This is a genomic window from Niallia sp. FSL W8-0951 (assembly GCF_038006525.1).
Taxonomy (GTDB): Bacteria; Bacillota; Bacilli; order Bacillales; family Cytobacillaceae; genus Niallia; species Niallia circulans.
The window spans coordinates 167,201-185,788 of the sequence record NZ_JBBOVK010000001.1; the positions used below are offsets into that span (position 1 = coordinate 167,201).

Annotated in this window: 11 protein-coding genes; 8 read left to right on the forward strand and 3 right to left on the reverse strand. The window is 34.9% G+C overall.

Annotated elements, in window-relative coordinates:
* Positions 1-23 precede the first annotated feature (23 nt).
* Complete coding sequence (locus NSS71_RS00795; protein ID WP_341132272.1) at positions 24-1,571, reverse strand: glycosyltransferase family 2 protein; 1,548 nt, start codon at positions 1,569-1,571, stop codon at positions 24-26.
* A gap of 273 nt (positions 1,572-1,844) precedes the next feature.
* Between NSS71_RS00795 and NSS71_RS00800 the strand changes: the two genes are divergently transcribed.
* From NSS71_RS00800 to NSS71_RS00815, 4 genes are all read left to right on the forward strand, one after another.
* Positions 1,845-2,825, forward strand: coding sequence for a LacI family DNA-binding transcriptional regulator (locus NSS71_RS00800; RefSeq protein WP_047942395.1), 981 nt, complete (start codon positions 1,845-1,847; stop codon positions 2,823-2,825).
* Positions 2,826-3,107: 282 nt separating this feature from the next.
* Positions 3,108-4,316 carry an N-acetylglucosamine-6-phosphate deacetylase gene (nagA, locus tag NSS71_RS00805; protein ID WP_047942394.1) on the forward strand — a complete coding sequence of 403 codons (1,209 nt, stop codon included), beginning with the start codon at positions 3,108-3,110 and terminating at the stop codon, positions 4,314-4,316.
* On the forward strand, positions 4,313-5,065 hold the full coding sequence (gene nagB / locus NSS71_RS00810) for a glucosamine-6-phosphate deaminase (RefSeq protein ID WP_047942393.1): 753 nt from the start codon (positions 4,313-4,315) through the stop codon (positions 5,063-5,065). Before nagA ends, nagB begins: the two co-directional genes overlap by 4 nt.
* Positions 5,062-5,781, forward strand: coding sequence for a GntR family transcriptional regulator (locus NSS71_RS00815; RefSeq protein WP_061797382.1), 720 nt, complete (start codon positions 5,062-5,064; stop codon positions 5,779-5,781). Before nagB ends, NSS71_RS00815 begins: the two co-directional genes overlap by 4 nt.
* Before the next feature lie 561 nt (positions 5,782-6,342).
* On the opposite strand, the gene NSS71_RS00820 is transcribed toward NSS71_RS00815, so the two are convergent.
* Positions 6,343-7,536 carry a helix-turn-helix domain-containing protein gene (locus NSS71_RS00820; RefSeq protein ID WP_172865657.1) on the reverse strand — a complete coding sequence of 398 codons (1,194 nt, stop codon included), beginning with the start codon at positions 7,534-7,536 and terminating at the stop codon, positions 6,343-6,345.
* A gap of 196 nt (positions 7,537-7,732) precedes the next feature.
* Here NSS71_RS00820 and NSS71_RS00825 point away from each other — a divergent pair, with 196 nt between their 5' ends.
* The 4 genes from NSS71_RS00825 (at position 7,733) to NSS71_RS00840 (ending at position 17,080) form a co-directional block, all read left to right on the forward strand.
* Positions 7,733-10,186: a glycoside hydrolase family 3 C-terminal domain-containing protein gene (locus NSS71_RS00825; protein WP_341151187.1), complete on the forward strand. Its 2,454-nt coding sequence runs from the start codon at positions 7,733-7,735 to the stop codon at positions 10,184-10,186.
* 56 nt (positions 10,187-10,242) lie between these two features.
* Positions 10,243-11,763: an NAD-dependent epimerase/dehydratase family protein gene (locus tag NSS71_RS00830; protein ID WP_172866576.1), complete on the forward strand. Its 1,521-nt coding sequence runs from the start codon at positions 10,243-10,245 to the stop codon at positions 11,761-11,763.
* Positions 11,764-12,052: 289 nt separating this feature from the next.
* Positions 12,053-14,632: an alpha-L-rhamnosidase gene (locus tag NSS71_RS00835; protein ID WP_341151188.1), complete on the forward strand. Its 2,580-nt coding sequence runs from the start codon at positions 12,053-12,055 to the stop codon at positions 14,630-14,632.
* A 189-nt stretch (positions 14,633-14,821) separates the two neighbouring features.
* The gene (locus tag NSS71_RS00840; protein WP_341151189.1) at positions 14,822-17,080 is read left to right on the forward strand and encodes a glycoside hydrolase family 3 C-terminal domain-containing protein; all 2,259 of its coding nucleotides are present in this window, start codon (positions 14,822-14,824) and stop codon (positions 17,078-17,080) included.
* Between the two features lie 87 nt (positions 17,081-17,167).
* Here NSS71_RS00840 and NSS71_RS00845 read toward each other — a convergent pair whose 3' ends face one another.
* Positions 17,168-18,418, reverse strand: coding sequence for a helix-turn-helix domain-containing protein (locus tag NSS71_RS00845; protein WP_341151190.1), 1,251 nt, complete (start codon positions 18,416-18,418; stop codon positions 17,168-17,170).
* Between the last annotated feature and the right edge of the window lie 170 nt (positions 18,419-18,588).

Sequence of the window (18,588 nt, forward strand, 5' to 3'; positions counted from 1 at the left end):
GAAATCAACTCTTATACCTAATATTAAAGAACCTTTAGCGCCAAGTGATTGTGAATGGTTTTATAAAAATGCTGCTTATCTGTTTGCTGCTTTTTTAACCGTAGCTTAGGGTTTGGGATATGTAATTGGACTTTATGATAATCTCTATAAGATAAATAAATAGTATAAACTGATTTTCCTAGAGGGGTAAGGAATGCTTCTGGTATCATAATTCTCTTTAAAACCCCTTCATATGGTTCAATCGGAAACATAAACTGGTTATGGATGTTGTTTCGATCGCGGAACAGGAGATGTTCAACCTCTTTTGGGTGATCACCTGCAATACGAATATCGAAACGGAAGAAACCATTCGTATATTCACAATTTATTAATTCAGCATACATAGGGACTCTAATAAAGTTATAAGGCGGGCTTAGTGGAGAAACCCAGTAAGCAGTATCGTCTTTAACTACATGTTTTTTTATTTTTTCTTGATTCATCCATCGAAATAATGTTTCGATATCCTTATAGCGTTTTTGTGAAAATAACTGATAACAAACCTTATTATAAGGATGGTAAAAATGGTCACTGATCTCATAATCCAACGAAGAAGTCGTCCGTAACATTTTTTTCATGGTGGATATATATGCTTTCCTTTTTAAAAACGCATCTAATCTTCCTTTAAACGTTTGAATATTTTCCGTTCTTAGCGTATGATACCGATTTATAAACCGATTAAAGCAATCAAACTCATACAAGCGATTAAGGACCATTCGCTTTAACTCTGAATCCATTTCTTTCTCTTTAAAGTAGTTGATTACTTTTCGATTACAGTGCATTTTATTTAATACATTCGTCTGCTTCGTCAAGGATTCGTCATTTTCATCTAAGCGATTTAAATAGTAGATAACAGCTTCTGTTGTTGAGATTTTTTTACAATTAGTCAATACTTCCATGAAAAATTGCTTATCTTCTCCATACTTCATCTCAGGAAATTGAATTTGGTTCTGCTTGATAATGCTAGATTTCATCAATCTTGCTCTAGGTCCTAAATGATGAAAAATATGTGGGATACTCGCCGGGGGGATACTTCTCCTTTCTTTCCATGATTCATGTTCGCCTACTATGGCATTTTTTTTAGACGTGACTTTAATTGTTTTTCCCACTATATAATCATCATCTGTTTCATTTAGTACACTATAGAGTTTTTCCAAGCCAGTCTTTTCAAACCAATCATCTGCATCTAAAAAAGTTAAGTAAGGGGCCGATGAAAGTTCAATGCCTAAATTTCTCGGATAGCCAGGGGTGCCTGTGTTTTTCGCAAGAAGAGCGAGTTTAATATTAGGATGCTCGTTAACAAATTTTTTTAAGATAGAACGAGTTTGATCTTTAGAGCCATCATCAACAATTATGTATTCAATCTGGGGCATTATGGATTGCTGTAAAACTGATTCAATCGTCTTCTGGATTGTTTTTTCATTGTTAAATACGGGTGTGATAACGGAAATAATCGGTTGTTTTAAATAGTTCGCACTCTGAAATAGTTCATACCTATATTTATGTTTTTGTCGAAGAGATGATATATTTTTCATTGCATTCCCTACCTTCATAATTAACACTAAAAGAAACTCTTTATAGCAATCATTATGAATCAACAAGCTAAAAGGTATACTTCCATAAATAGAAAAAATAGTTCAGACGTTATTGGTTTTTATCCTGTATAATATAGAGAGATAAGAATAAATAAGGGAATCTAGCTTTACATTAAGAAAAATGAAAAGGCTTTCTTAATTAACGGGTTTCAAAGTGTGCCTGCTCTGTAACTGATTTTTCCGGAAGAAAGCAATGTATAAGGAGGTTTATAGGTGACAACTATTAGTGATATCGCTAAACTTGCGGGCGTGGCAAAAAGTACTGTTTCTCGATACTTAAATGAAGGCTCTGTCAGCGAAGCCACGAAAAGAAAAATACAGCATATTATCAAAGAAACCGGCTATACGCCTAATGCATTTGCTCAAAGCTTAAAAGCAAAGAAAACAAATATTATCGGAACGATTGTGCCTCAATTAGATTCGTACGCTTTTTCACGGACTTTAATAGGAATAGATGAAGAGTTGAAGGCAAGGAATTATCAAATGTTAATTTCTCATTCAAATCTGGATTTGGAGCGGGAAATAGAAAATATTCATTCTTTAGTAAGACAGAAGGTTGCTGGGATAATTTTATTGGCAACAGAAATTACGAATCGTCATTTAATGATCATCAAACAACTAGGAATCCCTGTACTTATTGTAGGGCAGCAGCATGAGGAGATTCCAAGTTTAATTCATAATGATTATGATGCAGCATATGAATTAGGGAAATATATACTATCTCAAGGTCATCAAAGAATCGCCTTCCTTGGTCTCCATGAGAAAAATGTTGCAATAGGAATTGATCGAAAAGAAGGGTTTAAGAAAAGTATCGAGGAAACAGCAAATATTGATGTCCAATTTTTTGAGGTGAAGATGGATCAAGCACAAACATTTTCGATTGTTTCTGAAATAATCGATCGATTTCACCCTAGCATCATTGTATGTGCTACAGATAATATTGCCATGGGAACAATGAAAGCAATCTATTCAAAGGGGATTTCTATTCCTTGTGATCTTTCCATTACCGGATTTGGCGGGTATGAAATGACTGAGATGATACATCCAGGTTTAACCACTGCAAAGTTTTTTTATAAAGATGCTGGCAATCTAGCAGCCAGAAAGATGCTAAGTCTCATTAAAGGAGACGATACTCCCATGAAAACAGTTTCTGGGTATGAAATTATTTATCGCGAAAGTGTTAGGAAAATGTAAGTTCAAATAAATGATATCAGCTAAAAGCGGTTTTAGCCGATATCATTTATTCATATTTTTAGAAAAAGCAAGAAGGACAATAGGAACTTGACGAAAGAAAAGGAAATAACTATAATTTGATGTGAAACCGGTTATCTCTATTTAGTTTGGGGAAATAAAAAAATAGTGGATATCTGATAGGTTAATATTTAATGGATTGAAGAAGCATTGATATAAACCAACTGGTATAGACATCTAGATATATAGACGCGCATATTTTTAAGAAAAGGAGCATTTAGAATCATGCTGACGGAAGAAACAAAGGCATTAATATTAAAAAATGTATGTATTTACACAGAAACGGAAATTCATTCAAATGGGTATGTAGTAGTGAAGGAAGGGAAAATCGATGCGATTGGGTTAATGGATTCCTTCCTTGAAAAAGAATGGGAAAATGCACATATACTAGATTTTCCAAAGGGCATGAATTTAATACCAGGGTTTATTGATATTCATATCCATGGAGCAAATAATGCTGACGCAATGGATGCGTCACAGCAAGCCTTAGAAATTATGGCTGAGACATTGCCAAAAGAAGGAACAACAAGCTTTTTAGCCACCACCATGACACAAGAGGTAGAAAGTATTGAAAATGCACTCACATCTATTGCCCAGTATGTCGAGACTGCTGATCAATCAGGAAAAGCAGAAATCATCGGGATTCATTTAGAAGGTCCCTTTATCTCCGAAAAGAGAGTTGGAGCACAGCCAGTCCAATCTGTTAAAAAGCCGAATGTAGAGTTATTTAAAAAATGGCAGACATTATCCAATAATCAAATCAAACTTGTGACGATGGCACCTGAGGAAGATGAAAACTTTGAGCTTGTTCGCTATTTAAAGGCAGAGAATATCGTTCCATCAATAGGGCACTCAGATGCAGTTTATGAGCAAGTATTATCAAGCATTCAAGCTGGTGTCAATCATGTTACTCATCTGTTTAATGGAATGAGAGGTCTGCATCATCGTGATCCAGGAGTTGCAGGCGCAGCCTTGCTTCATTCGGAGTTAATGGCTGAAATGATTGTCGATGGTGTTCATATTCATCCAGAAATAGTTAAACTTGCTTTTTTACAAAAGGGGGCTGATCATATCATTCTCATTACAGATAGCATGCGGGCAAAATGGCTTGAGGATGGTATTTCATCCTTAGGTGGACAAAAGGTAATTGTTCGTGATGGCAAAGCGTTATTAGAAAATGGTGCTCTTGCTGGGAGCACATTAAAAATGAAGGATGCTATCAATAATATGATGAACTTTACAGGCTGCTCTTTACAGGATGTTGTAAAGATGGCATCTTATAATCCCGCCAAGCAAATTGGTGTCTTGGATAAAAAGGGAAGTATTGCAAAAGGTAAAGATGCAGATTTAGTCGTATTAGATGAAAATAATCAAGTAGCACTAACAATATGTAAAGGGAAAATTGTATATTCGAATGGAGGATTTTCAGCATGAAATTAATTGAAGTACAAAATTATGATGAAATGAGTAAAGTAGCAGCCCAAAAAATAATAGAGCAAATACAAACGAAGCCAAATAGTGTGCTAGGACTTGCTACTGGAGGAACCCCAGTAGGAACCTATCAGTATTTAATAAAGGATTTTACGGAGAACCATACATCCTATGAAAAAGTTATTACCGTTAATTTAGATGAATATGTTGGTTTAGAAGAGGATAACCCGCAAAGTTATAGCTATTATATGAAAGAACACTTATTTAATCATATAAATATTCCGGAAAATCAAACTCATTTGCCTTTTGCCAAAAATGTAAATGATAAAGATGCTGGTGAAAATTATGAGAAACTGATTGATTCCTTTGGTGGAATGGATCTGCAAGTTTTAGGAATTGGCGAAAATGGACATATTGGTTTTAATGAACCAGGTACTTCATTCTCTTCCACGACCGATGTGGTTCAATTAGCTGACTCGACGAGAGAGGCAAATGCTCGCTATTTTACTAGTATGGATGAGGTACCAACACATGCTATTTCAATGGGGATTTCCACTATTATGAAAAGTCGGAAAATCATATTGCTTGTGTCTGGAGTGAAGAAGGCCCCTGTGCTTAATCAGTTATTTCACTCCGATATAAAAGAGGATCTTCCTGCTTCTATTTTGAAAAAGCATCCGGATGTTACAATCATCGCTGATCAGGAGGCTTTATCCATTTTGAAAGAAAATAAAGGAAGTGTGTATAGTTGATCATTAAAGATTCACATATTCCTATCTATTATCAATTAGAAATGGAGATAAAAGAAATCATTAAAGAGCTAAAACCTGGTGATCCAATTAGCTCTGAACGAGAGTTTTCCGAGAAATACGGTATTAGCAGGATGACGGTTCGTCAAGCTATTAATAACTTAGTAGCTGAAGGCGTACTTGTTCGACAAAGAGGGAAAGGGACTTTTGTTGCTGCACAAAAGGTAGAGCAAGAGCTTTCTGGATTAACAAGTTTTTCGGAGGATATGCATTCAAGAGGGTTAACACCAAAAACAAAAATTCTTGATTTTAAAACGATTCCTTGTCCAAGAGGCATCGCCAGTAAGTTGAAGATAGAAGAGGGAGACCAGGTTTATGAGGTTAGCCGATTACGGATTGCGGATGATATCCCAATGGCCCTCGAAACTTCCTACCTTCCGTCGCTCTTGATTAAGGAGCTGCAGGAAGAGACTTTACATGGTTCTATATATGAATATGTGGAGCAAACTTTACATCAAAAGATTAGTCACGCTACCCAAACAATTGAATCAACTTTATCCCATAAAAATGAAAGTGCATCTCTTGGGATTAAAGAGGGGGCACCAGTGCTGCTGATGGAGCGTTTTAGTTATTTGGCCAATGGAACTCCTTTTGAATATGTGAAATCTATTTATCGCGGAGACCGGTATAAATTTATTATTGATATGAAGAGATCTTAATAAGAAAGAGTAAAAGAAGTTGAACATCGAAGAATTCTTAAGGAGAAGTACTTTTCTATTTTTAAGGCAGTTTTGTAAAGAAAACCATTTTCAAAAAAACGAGTGAAAAACTGTAAGTTCATAAAAGGAGAGCGTCCGTAAAATATAAGGTATCTAGTTCTCTTATTATTAGTAAATGTAATAATATAATTTTAACTACCACTTAAATTTTATAGGGAAAAACTAATTTTTTCTGTGGTAGAGACGGGGCTTGTCGTTCGATTAAGCGAATCTTACGAAAGCCTCGGACAATTGTATTAAGCTCTAAGTTTAAACATGGCTCTCATAATTTATCGTTAAAGAGCCAGTTCTTCCAGGAGAAACCCTATCCAAAATTCCCCCTTACACTTTAAAATTAATATTATTGCCTGCAAGTTAAAAATACAATCGTGTCCTGTGGGCTCGCACGGAACTTTTTGCTTTACTATATGGTCTTAGGCTCCACTAATTTCATTTTTTATACGAGAACGCTTACCGTACATAATAGCGGAATTAGAAGTATTCACCTTTACAGTTCATTATTTAATTTAGTTCTATCCTCATTTTTTTCCTAAATGAGACTGGAGTAATCCCATAATTTTTTTTAAAGACAGTTTGAAAATGGCTCTGACTGGAAAAGCATAGATAATTACTAATATTACTGATTGATTTATTGGTATATAATAATAAATTCTTGGCTTCTTCCAATTTGCAGACAGTGATAAAGCTACTTAATTTTATGCCCATTTCTTTTTTGAACTTGGAAGATAAATGGGTCCTACTATATCCAAAATGTTCAGCTATATTGTTCACGGTAATCATTTGATTTGTATTTTTCATAATATATTGGGTTATTTTTTTTAGATCCGGATTGTCAGTTAGGCTAAATTTTACTTCTGCTACTTTTTTTGTAAAATGGTATAAGACTTCTTGGCTCAAGTTTTGAATGGATTCAAGCGAAGTGAGCTGTTCGACCTGTTGAATATAAAGATCGGACAATTGGAAGGCAGCCTCTGTATCTAATCCTCCTCTTATAGCTGCACGTGTGATTAATGTAATTGTTACAATAGATGTGTTCTTTGCCTGGCGTAAATTATCTCTTGCCATGACTCCTTCATGTGTAATAAATGGTTGTTCAATAAATTGATCTAGCCCTTCTTTATTTCCTAACTCCACATATTTTAGCATTCTAGTTTCTACATCATATGAATTGTTGAAATAACTTATTTCTTTCTTTTCATATATATTTTTTGTTTGTTTCGTTTTGATTGAAATGTTTTCCGATCCCAGCTCTATTAAATCTATGTATTTGATTTCTTCTTCATTAATTAAAAAGTGAATGGTAACTAAATGGTTGAGAAATTGCTGTAACTGCATTGGTGGAATAGCTTTGAAAAAATCATCAAATTGCATGGAATTATGTTCAGAAATGACAAATTCCTTTTTCATCGTTCGTAAGGTATCTTTGGAATAATGGATTTGGCTAACTGGTCCAACAATAATCGAAGAGTCCGTCATATTCTTTATTTTTATAACACCATAATAGGCAAAAAAAGAAGTGGATAAGTAAGAAATTTTTTTGCTTGATTGCATCATTTTTTTTGTATATTCAACTGGTGGTAATATATAGCTTTCTTGCTCAGGAAATGAGTGTATCTTTTCATTTGATTTGTAGATATAGGAAGGGATTAATGTAGATTGATAAAGGAGTTTTAAAATAGTTGTCATTTTTTTCATTTCTAATTATCCCCCTTAAAAAAGATTTAGTTTGTAAAAATAAATGAAAGTGTTTTCTATTTATCAAAATAGCATCATAGTTGAAAAAATACAAGCTGAATTTCAAACATATTTATAATTTAGCTAACAAATATAAAATAAAAATCTGATTAATTTGGATAAAATAGCTGTAAATAGAGAAGGGAGATAGAACTTTGTGAAGACAATTAATGATTTACTTCTTAACATGACAGTTGAGGAAAAAGCAGCAATATTAGCCGGAACGGAATTTTGGAAAACAAATGATATTCCAAGGCTATCTATTCCTTCTATATATATGACAGATGGACCTTGTGGTTTAAGGAAACAAGGGGAAAAAGCAGATCATTTAGGACTAAATCAAAGTGAAGAAACTACTTCTTTTCCAACTGGAGCAACAGTAGCATCAAGTTGGAATTTAAATAATGCCCAGGAAATGGGAAGAGCGATAGCAAAAGAAAGTCAGCATTTTGGTGTTAACCTATTACTTGGTCCATCTATTAATATAAAAAGAAATCCAAGATGTGGCAGGAATTTTGAATATTATTCAGAAGATCCCCTCATTTCAGGTGAATTTGGTACTGCATTTGTAAATGGAGTACAAAAAGAAGGTGTCGGTGTTTCTGTTAAACATTTTGCAGTAAACAATAATGAAAACTATCGATTTATGGGGGATTCTGTTGTTGACGAGCGGGCTTTAAGAGAAATATATTTGAAAGCGTTTGAAATGGTTGTGAAGCGAAGTCAACCAGCCACGGTTATGTGTGCATATAACAAGGTTAATGGTACTTATTGTGCTGAGAATAAAGAATTACTGACAGAAATATTGAGGGAAGAATGGGGATTTAATGGAGCAGTTGTAAGTGACTGGGGTGCAGTATCTAATCGTGTAGAAGGCATAAAAGCTGGAATGGACTTAGAAATGCCCGGTGATTGCACTTTTTTTAGAAAACAAATTATTGACGCAGCCAATAGTGGAGAGCTATCGATGAAAGATTTAGATAAAGCTGTGTCAAATATACTACAGCTTATCCAACGAACTTCTCCAATTAAAAAAGGTGCGGAATTCAATAAAGAAGAACATCACAATCTCTCATGCGAAATTGCAACAGATGGAGCTGTACTATTGAAAAACGAAGGTAGTCTACCACTGGCCAAAAATCAGAAGTATCTTATCATCGGAGAATTATTCGATAAAATGCGATTTCAAGGTGCAGGCAGCTCTTTAGTCAATCCAACCAAGTTAATTAGCTCAAAGACTGCGTTTGATGCAAGGCAGATTAATTATGAGTTTGTCCTTGGATATCGGGAATCAGAAATAGATCCTGAGGAAGCTTATGAGAATGAGGCAATCAACATGGCAAAGAATTATGATACGATTCTTTTCTTCGGAGGACAAACAGATTATACAGAAAGTGAAGGATACGATCGAGATAATTTAGCCCTTCCTAGTAATCAACTTTCACTCTTAACTAAATTAAGAAAAATGCAGAAGAAAATCATATTTATTATGTTTAGTGGTTCACCAGTAGAGATGCCATTTGAAAAAGACATGGATGCGATATTAAATATGTATCTTCCTGGTCAAGCAGGAGGAGAAGCAACAGCGAAGTTACTTTTTGGAGAAGTCTCACCTTCAGGAAAATTAGCAGAAACGTGGATGAAGACATATAAGGATGTTCCATTTGGCGATGAATTTATTCGTAATAAAGTAGAGCTATATAAAGAATCTATATATGTTGGTTATCGCTATTTTGACAAACTTAAAGGAAAAGGTGTCAAGTATCCTTTCGGTTATGGTCTAAGTTATACACAGTTTCACTATTCAGATATTGCACATTATGAAAAAGACAACACAATATATGTCAGCTGTACTATCGCTAATATAGGAGTACATGAAGGGGCAGAAATAGTCCAATTATACGTAGCTAATCCAACTTCGGATGTATTTAAACCGGATAAGGAGCTTCGTGCATTTGCAAAAGTCTATTTGAAACCAGGTGAGACCAAACCTATAGAAATGAGTTTTACTAAACAAGATCTTGCTTATTACCATATCAAGGAAAAAAAGTGGGTTTTAGAAAATGGTGAATATTCGTTGTTAGTGGCGGCTTCTTCCGAAGATATTCGATTGCAAAGCTCATATATCATTGAGGGTGTTGAGCCTATTTCAAGTCCTTATTCTAGTGAAATACTTCCTTGCTACTATAATGTAGAACGATTAAGAGAAGTTAAAATAGAAGAATTTGAACAGCTTTTAGGTAGGCAAATTCCATCACTGAATAATGGGAGCCAAAAGTATTCGCTGGATTCACGATTGGATGAGCTGCAAAATTCATTTATTGGGCGAATTTTTTATAAATCCGTTGTAGGAGTTGGAAAAAAGCAGTTTAATCGCTCAAAAAGGATGGAAGAAGGACCAGAAAGAGATATGGAACGGAAAAACGGCATGTTCTTAATGAAAATGTTGCCTAATAACAGTATTCGCTCTATGACTGTTTCAAGCTCAGGGCGGTTTAATTATCGGCTTGCAGAAGGGTTAATTGAAATAATTAACGGTAACCTATTCAGAGGTCTAATGCACATGTTAAAGAAAGATAAATTGCCTCCACTGCCTAAAGATAATAAATAAACGACAAGTATTGCATTTTAGAGATGTAGACAATCAAAATAGAAAGGAAAATGAACATGACTAAAAAAAGAGTTTTTATTACTGGTGGAACAGGGGGCATGGGACAAGAGAGTTTGAAGCGAATGATAAAAGATATTGATTTATATGAAATTGTTATCCTTGCTCTAGATACAGAAGAAAGTCGTACTATTTTGAAACCATATCAGGCATATAGCGAGGTAACAATCAAGTATGGAGATCTTCTGAATGAAGATTTAGTGAATGAGTGTGTGAAGGATGTGGATATTATTCTCCATATCGCAGCCTTTGTATCACCAGCCGCAGATTACTACCCTAAAAAAGCAATGGAAATTAATTATGGTTCTGTAAAAAATATAGTAAATGCAATCTATGCTCATGGCCAACAAGATGTGACTAAATTAGTGTTTATAGGTACTATTGCTGAAACAGGAGACAGAATGCCGCCAATTCATTGGGGGCGTGTTGGTGATCCGATAAAAACAAGTATGTTTGATTATTATGCTGTGTCTAAAGTAGCTGCAGAGCGCTTGGTGATTGAATCTGGATTAAAATACTGGGTAAGTTTACGTCAAACTGGTATTATGGGTCCTGCAATGAGTAAGATTATGGATGCTATTATGTTCCATAACTGCTTAGATAATGTTTTAGAATATGTTTCTGATCGAGATTCGGGAAGGTTAATGAGTAATTTATGTAATTATGAATTTACGGGGAAACTACCAGCTGAATTTTGGGGTCATATCTATAATATCGGTGGTGGGGAAAGCTGTCGAGTTAGCACTTATGAAATGTATCAAGTATTATATGGAGCCATTGGTTTTAAAAATTTAGATAATGTCATTAATCCAAAATGGTATGCAACAAGAAATTTTCATGGTCAATATTATTTAGATTCGGATAAATTGGAAAACTACCTTCACTTCCGTAGAGATGGAATGGATTACTTTTACCGTGCCTATTTAGAAAATCTTGGAATGCAAGCAACTGCTTCAAAAATCATCTGTAAATTGCCATTTGGTGAAAAACTAATGGGGAAAATGATGAAAAAGATGCTTATAAAACCAGCAAGAACGGAACATGGTACAGTTCGCTTTATAGAGGAGAATGTGGAAGAACATATTGATGCATATTGGGGAAGCAGAGAAGCGTGGGAAGAAATCCCTGAAAAGCACAGTGATTTTCAACACTTTCGAGATTGGGACAAGGTGATACCTATCGATCATGGATATGACGAGGACAAACCGGAGAGTCAATTGGATTTAAAGGATGTAAAAGGAGCAGCTAAATTTCGTGGTGGTGAGTGCTTATCTGAAACAATGGAAATGGGTGATTGGAAATCAAAATTAACCTTTAAATGTGCATTTTCACATACTTTTGATGCTAGTCCACGCTTAGTGCTAGAAGGTGGGCATTGGTGCCCAGAATGTGAGCGCAAGAGCTGGAATTATGGAGAAAGAGCAAAAGTAGATCCGTTTTTTGCTCAAGTTTGGAAACCATTACACGCTCCGACAGAAACGAGAGAATATAAGAAAATAGTATCAGAATTAGATATTTAAAAGAATAGCAGATAAGTAATTTCATGATTGAATACAGAAGTATATAAATAGGGAATAATAAAAATTTTTAATGGGGTGCTATCTATTCTGGTTAGGTGGCACCATATCAAAAGCAATTAGCAGAATTGATTGCGGTTCAATCCCCACTGTCCAAAATGCTATTACTTTGGATTTGTAGGTTTAGAAGTAATTACTAATGTGTTATTACTTATTATCTTATCCAGGCTTAAGGTGGAAAAGGATATTAAAAAGAAACAGGCTGAAATTCCAGCTAGACGGGAGGAAAATCATGCTAAAAATAGCGTCTGTTAAAGTGGAGGGTGTAACAAAAGGATGTGTTACAGATAGAAAGCCAAATATTTCATTTTCTTTAGAATCAAATAATCTAGGAGAGTCACTTCAAAATGCAACAATTACAGTGGGGAATTGGAAAATTGAAACTACAGATCAATTGAATAATTTATATGATGGAGAAATGAGACCGTTTACTGAATATAAAGTTCATATTTTGGCTATTGGAACAAGTGGTGAACAAGCAGAAGCTGTCACTTATTTTACAACGGGAAGAATGGATACACCGTGGAGAGCGAAGTGGATTACAGATGGAGATTATGATTTTCCTAAAAAAGTTTCACCAAAACCAATGACATTTCGCTATCGTTTTTCTATAAAAAAACAGATTCGAAGAGCTTGGATAAATTCTACTGCATTAGGAATCTATGAATTAATGCTTAACGGAGAAAAGGTAGGAGAAGATTACTTTGCTCCAGGACTAACTTCTTATTATCATCAAATCCAGTATCAAACTTATCCGGTGGAAAAACAGCTTCAAAGTAATAATACCTTGATTGCAGTAGTCGGTGGTGGTTGGGCTGCAGGTTCATTCAATTACAAGCGAAAAAATAAAATTAGTGCAGATCGTCAGGCGTTAATTTGTGAGCTGCATATAGAGTATATGGATGGAACTTCCGAAATTATATGTACAGATGAGTCATGGCAAGTAACAGAAGATGGGAATTATCAAATGGCAGAATGGTACGATGGAGAGCATTATGATGCAACGGTAGATTTAAATTCTGTAATTTGGAACCAAGCAACGATAACAGCTCCTCGGAAAAACCCTAAATTGTTGGCTCAATATGGACTGCCAGTTCGAGTGAAAGAAGTAATGTATCCATTAGATTATAATATATCACCAAGCGGGGAAATTATCTATGATTTTGGACAGAATTTTGCAGGGGTTATAGCAGCAAAAATACGGGGAAAGAAAGGTCAGACTATCCTATTCCGCCATGCTGAAGTATTAGTGGATGGCGAATTATTTGTTAAATCATTACGTACTGCAAAAGCATCTGCAACGTATGTGTGTAAAACAGGAGAGCAAAGTTATTCCCCTAAATTAACGTATATGGGCTTTCGATATGTGGGGGTAAGCGGAATAGAACCTGACGATATAGAATTGACTGCTTACGTACTTCATTCAGACTTTGAGGAAATCGGTAGTTTTGAATGTTCCAATGAATTAATTAATCAATTACATAGTAATATTCGTTGGGGAGGACGTTCGAATTTTATTGACATTCCAACCGATTGTCCACAAAGGGATGAACGGCAAGGCTGGACAGGGGATATTGCTGTATTTGCTTCAACAGCTTGCTATCATTTTGATCTTAGTCGCTTTTTTGATAAATGGCTAATGGATATGCGTGCAGAACAAGGGCAAGGTGGTGGAATTCCCATGGTTATTCCACAGGCAGGTGATAGTTGGCCAATTATGGCTAATTCTTGTTGGGGTGATAGCTGTATTTTAGTTCCATGGGCCGAATACTTGGCTAGAGGAGATAAACAATTACTTATTCGGCAGTATCCAACAATAAAAAAATTCCTAAAGGCAGCAAAATGGTGGTCGTCCTTTATGTCAGTAACGCCACATGGACGTCATATCTGGCGATTTCCATTCCATTTTGGAGATTGGTGTGCACCAGATGAAACGGTTCAGCAATGGATGAAGAAAGGAAAATGGGTTGCAACTGCTTATTTTGCTAATTCATGTAATCTTGCTGCACAAATTGCTGAGATACTGAATTATTCTGATGACGCGAAACATTATCGTGATTTGCAGGAATCCATCATTAAAGCATATCGAAAAGTATTTACAGACGGAAATGGAACTTTGAAAAAAGAATTTCAAACTGCCTATGTTTTGCCGCTGCACTTTAAAATGGTGGAAGGAAAAGAGAGAAACAAAATGGTAGAAAATTTAGTTCGTCTGATTCGAGAAGCAGGGAATCATCTTACAACTGGGTTTACAGGTACCCCATATTTACTTTTTGCACTTTCTGATAATGGATATGTGGATGTTGCTTATGACTTATTATTACAAGAAGGATGTCCTTCCTGGTTATATGAAGTGAAAGCTGGAGGTACTACAATATGGGAGAGATGGGATGCATTGCGACCAGATGGTACCGTTAATATTAGTGATTTATCTGGTAATAAATCAGATGACGAATCAAATGGTGGAATGGTTTCATTTAACCATTATGCAAATGGAGCTGTGGGAGACTGGCTATATAAGCGGATGGTAGGTCTTGAGCCAATTAGTGGAGGGTATAAAGAATTTAAAATTGCTCCAGTTATTGGAGGAAATATAACGTTTGCCAAAGGAAGTATTAAAACACCATATGGCCTTGCTAGGTCAGAATGGGAGCTGAAAGCAGGAGTATTTTCCATAAATATTGAGGTGCCTGTATCTACTACTTGTCAGCTTATTCTACCAAATGGGGAAGAATATTCCTTAGCTAGCGGTAAATATACTTATTCTTGTACTGCTCAATCTGAGGATGGAGAAGTGCTGCAAATAAATTAAGAATGTGTAAGAGGATAAATTATTATTAAGTAGAGGTAGCCATTAAACGGATTGATCCCTGAAGATTCAACAGGGTGAAATTTTCCATAGTATATAAGAATAGTTATAGAAAAAATATGAAAATACCATAAAATAAGTAAGTTTTTCTTTATTCTTATATAGAGAGCATTATTAATGGAGGGAAATAAAATGACAAGAAATGTGCAAGAAATTATAAAGGAATTAACTCTAGAAGAAAAAGTGAGTTTGTGCTCTGGTAAGGACTTTTGGAACACAGAAGCAATTGAAAGACTAAATATCCCATCGATTATGATGACAGATGGCCCACATGGTCTGAGAAAACAAGAAGGAGCTTCCGATCATTTAGGAATCAATAAAAGTATTGCTTCAACCTGTTTTCCGTCTGCTGCAGGATTAGCCTGTTCTTGGGACAACGAAATGGTCAATAAAGTTGGGGAGGCACTTGCAGAAGAGTGTCAAGCTGAAAATGTGTCTATTATTCTTGGGCCAGGTGTTAATATTAAACGTTCACCATTATGCGGGCGAAACTTTGAATACTTTTCAGAGGATCCTTATTTATCAAGTAAACTATCAACTAGCTTTATTAAAGGGGTTCAAGATAATGGAATTGGAACTTCGCTAAAACATTTTGCTGTTAACAATCAAGAATATAAGCGAATGGGAATAGATGCGATTGTTGATGAACGAACATTAAGGGAAATATATCTTGCTAGCTTTGAAGGTGCAGTAAAAGAAGGGAAACCTTGGTCAGTAATGTCAGCATATAATAAAGTGAACGGAGATTATTGTTCAGAAAATAAAAAACTTCTAACTGACATTTTAAAAGAAGAATGGGGCTTTGAAGGAATTGTTGTTTCTGATTGGGGTGCAGTGAATGAAAGAGCTGATGGATTGGATGCTGGGTTAGATCTTGAAATGCCCTCAAGTGGAGGACTAGGCGAAAAGAAAATACTAGAAGCGATTAAGTCAGGGGAATTATCGGAAGACAAACTGGATGAAGCAGTAGAAAGAATATTGTCTATTATATTTAAAGCAATCGATAATAAAAAGGATATAACATATAGCAAAGAGGAGCATCATCTATTGGCTAGAGAAGTTGCAAGAGAATGTATGGTGCTTTTAAAAAATGAAGATCATATTTTACCGATTAAAAAACCTACATCTATCTCGGTTATTGGTGCTTTCGCTAAAAGTCCAAGATTTCAAGGTGGCGGGAGTTCACATATTAATCCTACAAAAGTAGATAATGCTTACGATGAAATAGAAAAAATTACTGGTAGCTCTATCAAGCTTGATTACTCTGATGGCTATTTACTGGATAGTGATGAGATAGATGAACAATTAATTCAGGATGCGGTTAAACATGCAAAAGAAGCTGAGATTGCGGTAATTTTTGCCGGTTTACCTGAAAGATATGAATCAGAAGGGTTTGACCGCAAACATATGAGAATTCCTGAAAATCATCGAGTATTGATTGAGGCCGTAGCGGCAGTTCAAGAAAATGTAATAGTTGTATTAAGTAACGGTGCCCCGGTTGAAATGCCATGGCTTAATAAGGTGAAGGCGGTTTTAGAAGGGTATTTAGGTGGTCAAGCAATTGGAGGAGCTATTGCAGATATCTTGTTTGGAGTTATAAGTCCAAGTGGAAAACTTGCTGAAACTTTTCCACAAAAGCTTGTGCACAATCCATCCTATTTAAATTTTCCAGGGAATGGAGAAACGGTAGAATACCGTGAAGGAGTTTTTGTAGGATATAGACATTATGATACAAGAGATGTAGAGCCATTATTTCCGTTTGGTTATGGCTTAAGTTATACAACTTTCAAATATAGCGATTTACAAGTAAATAAGAAACAAATGAAAGATGATGAATTCCTTACTGTATCTGTTAAAGTGACAAATACGGGAGACATGGAAGGGAAAGAAGTTGTTCAGCTTTATGTGAAGGATGTAGATGCAACTATTCCTCGCCCAGAAAAAGAATTAAAAGGATTTAAAAAGGTTTTATTAAAATCTGGAGAGTCTACTACTGTTGAATTTGAATTAGATAAGAGAGCATTTGCTTATTACAATGTTACAATAAAAGATTGGCATGTAGAGACAGGAGCTTTTGAAATATTAGTTGGTAAATCTTCACGTGAAATTTTGCTAAAAGAAGAGATCTATGTTGAATCAACTGTTAGTATTAAGAAAACGTTAAATCGACATTCCACATTTGGAGAATTATTGGAACATCCAATTGGAGCGGAAATTATGAAATCTATGGGGCAAGTGGACCTTGATGAAACAGCCGGCTTAGGCGCAGGTATGCAAGAGATGTTTATGGGAACCTCCATGCACAATGCAGCAGTAATGAGTAATGGACTATTTACAGAAGAAATGCTTGATCAGATTCTTGCTGCTGTAAATGGGACAAATGATAACTAATTATATGAAGTAGAATAATGAAATACCCTCTAGGGATGAAACAGAAATAACCGGTTTTCTCCCTTAGAGGGGTTTTTGGTTCTCCCTCTATTTATTATCTAAATGATAATTTTCTTTGTATTGTTTTGGTGTCATTTTTGTGTGCTTTTTAAACACCTTTGTAAAATAGCTCTGATCAGAAAAGTTTAATAAAGAACAAATCTCAGATAGTGGGGTATTAGTATATTCAAGCAGATTCTTCGCTTCATCAATTTTAACTTTCTGAATATACTCGCTTACTGAAAGACCAATTTCTTTTTTAAATAATACAGAAAAATAACTAGGACTTAGTTCTGCAATATTTGCTACATCCTCATGACTAATTTTTTCGTAACGATTATTATAGATATAATTTTTACATTTAGTAATAGTTTTTGAATTTTGACTTGTTTTAATCTTTAATACGTTATTGGTGAAGGCAAAAAAAGCCTCCAATTGCACTTTTTCAAGGTCTTGGATAGAGTTCATGTCTTCTAATCGTTGAATAAATAAATCGCTTAAAGTAAAGGCAACTTCAGGATGAACGCCACCTTCTATGGCAGCTCTAGTGGCTAAGGTAATCCCTGCAATTCCTATGTTTTTCCGTGAACGTATATAACTTGATTTAGAAAGAACACCTGTATTTTCTACTCCTAATTTTGTGAAATTTTTTAATTCCTCTATATGTCCTTCTTTAATTATGGAGAGTAACTGCTTTTCTAGTAAAGGGTTATGATGCATTGCTGCAGGATCTACGGGATTGTTAGCAGTGCTTTTCACTAGATTAATATCATAGTCAATTGTTTTATGGAAAAATTGTTTGTTTTCTTCTTCAATCCATTTTATTGGTAATAAAATGTTATTAATTAAGTGGTATGCTATGGCACTTATGTTTAGTAGCCTTTCACTCTCAATAATGGGAAGTGACTTAAAATAATGAAATACTTGTTCCTTTTTTGCAAAAACGTGAAAATCATTAATTAGTCCAGTTATTGTATGTTCAAATAAAGCATAAGGGAGAGAAGGTCCAATAATGATGGTTCCCACAAATTGCTTATTGTCGATAACACTAATTAATAGATAGTTTTCATAAAGATGTGTTTTTTTTATCACTGGGAAGTTGTAATACTCTTTAGGATTAAAATCTAGTAAGGTAAAAAGTAACTGTTTATCATTTTTGTAAAGCGGATTGAGGATTCTATCACCAATCACTTCAAATGAAATATCGCCATTTGGTAGTACAAAAAAGATAGGTAAATGAAAAGATCCAGAGAGAATTCTACAAAGATTTTTTAAAGTGCCATTAGCTTTATCAGACATGGAAGTACCGCCTTTCCGTTTTGAATAAAACAACTTATAAAAATAAATTACTAAATTCAGGAGCATATTACCATAAAAATATAAAAATTTATCTTAAAATAAGAAAGCGGTAACAAAATGAATGGGGAATGAGATTATCTAATCATCTGTAAGTGTATTTTTTTACTAAA

Excerpts from the sequence above, each read along its gene's own strand:
- NSS71_RS00830 (WP_172866576.1), top strand. The coding sequence starts at position 10,243 with ATGACTAAAAAAAGAGTTTTTATTACTGGTGGAACAGGGGGCATGGGA.
- NSS71_RS00845 (WP_341151190.1), bottom strand. The coding sequence starts at position 18,418 with ATGTCTGATAAAGCTAATGGCACTTTAAAAAATCTTTGTAGAATTCTC.
- NSS71_RS00795 (WP_341132272.1), bottom strand. The coding sequence starts at position 1,571 with ATGAAAAATATATCATCTCTTCGACAAAAACATAAATATAGGTATGAA.
- NSS71_RS00835 (WP_341151188.1), top strand. The coding sequence starts at position 12,053 with ATGCTAAAAATAGCGTCTGTTAAAGTGGAGGGTGTAACAAAAGGATGT.
- NSS71_RS00840 (WP_341151189.1), top strand. The coding sequence starts at position 14,822 with ATGACAAGAAATGTGCAAGAAATTATAAAGGAATTAACTCTAGAAGAA.
- nagB (WP_047942393.1), top strand. The coding sequence starts at position 4,313 with ATGAAATTAATTGAAGTACAAAATTATGATGAAATGAGTAAAGTAGCA.
- nagA (WP_047942394.1), top strand. The coding sequence starts at position 3,108 with ATGCTGACGGAAGAAACAAAGGCATTAATATTAAAAAATGTATGTATT.
- NSS71_RS00820 (WP_172865657.1), bottom strand. The coding sequence starts at position 7,536 with ATGAAAAAAATGACAACTATTTTAAAACTCCTTTATCAATCTACATTA.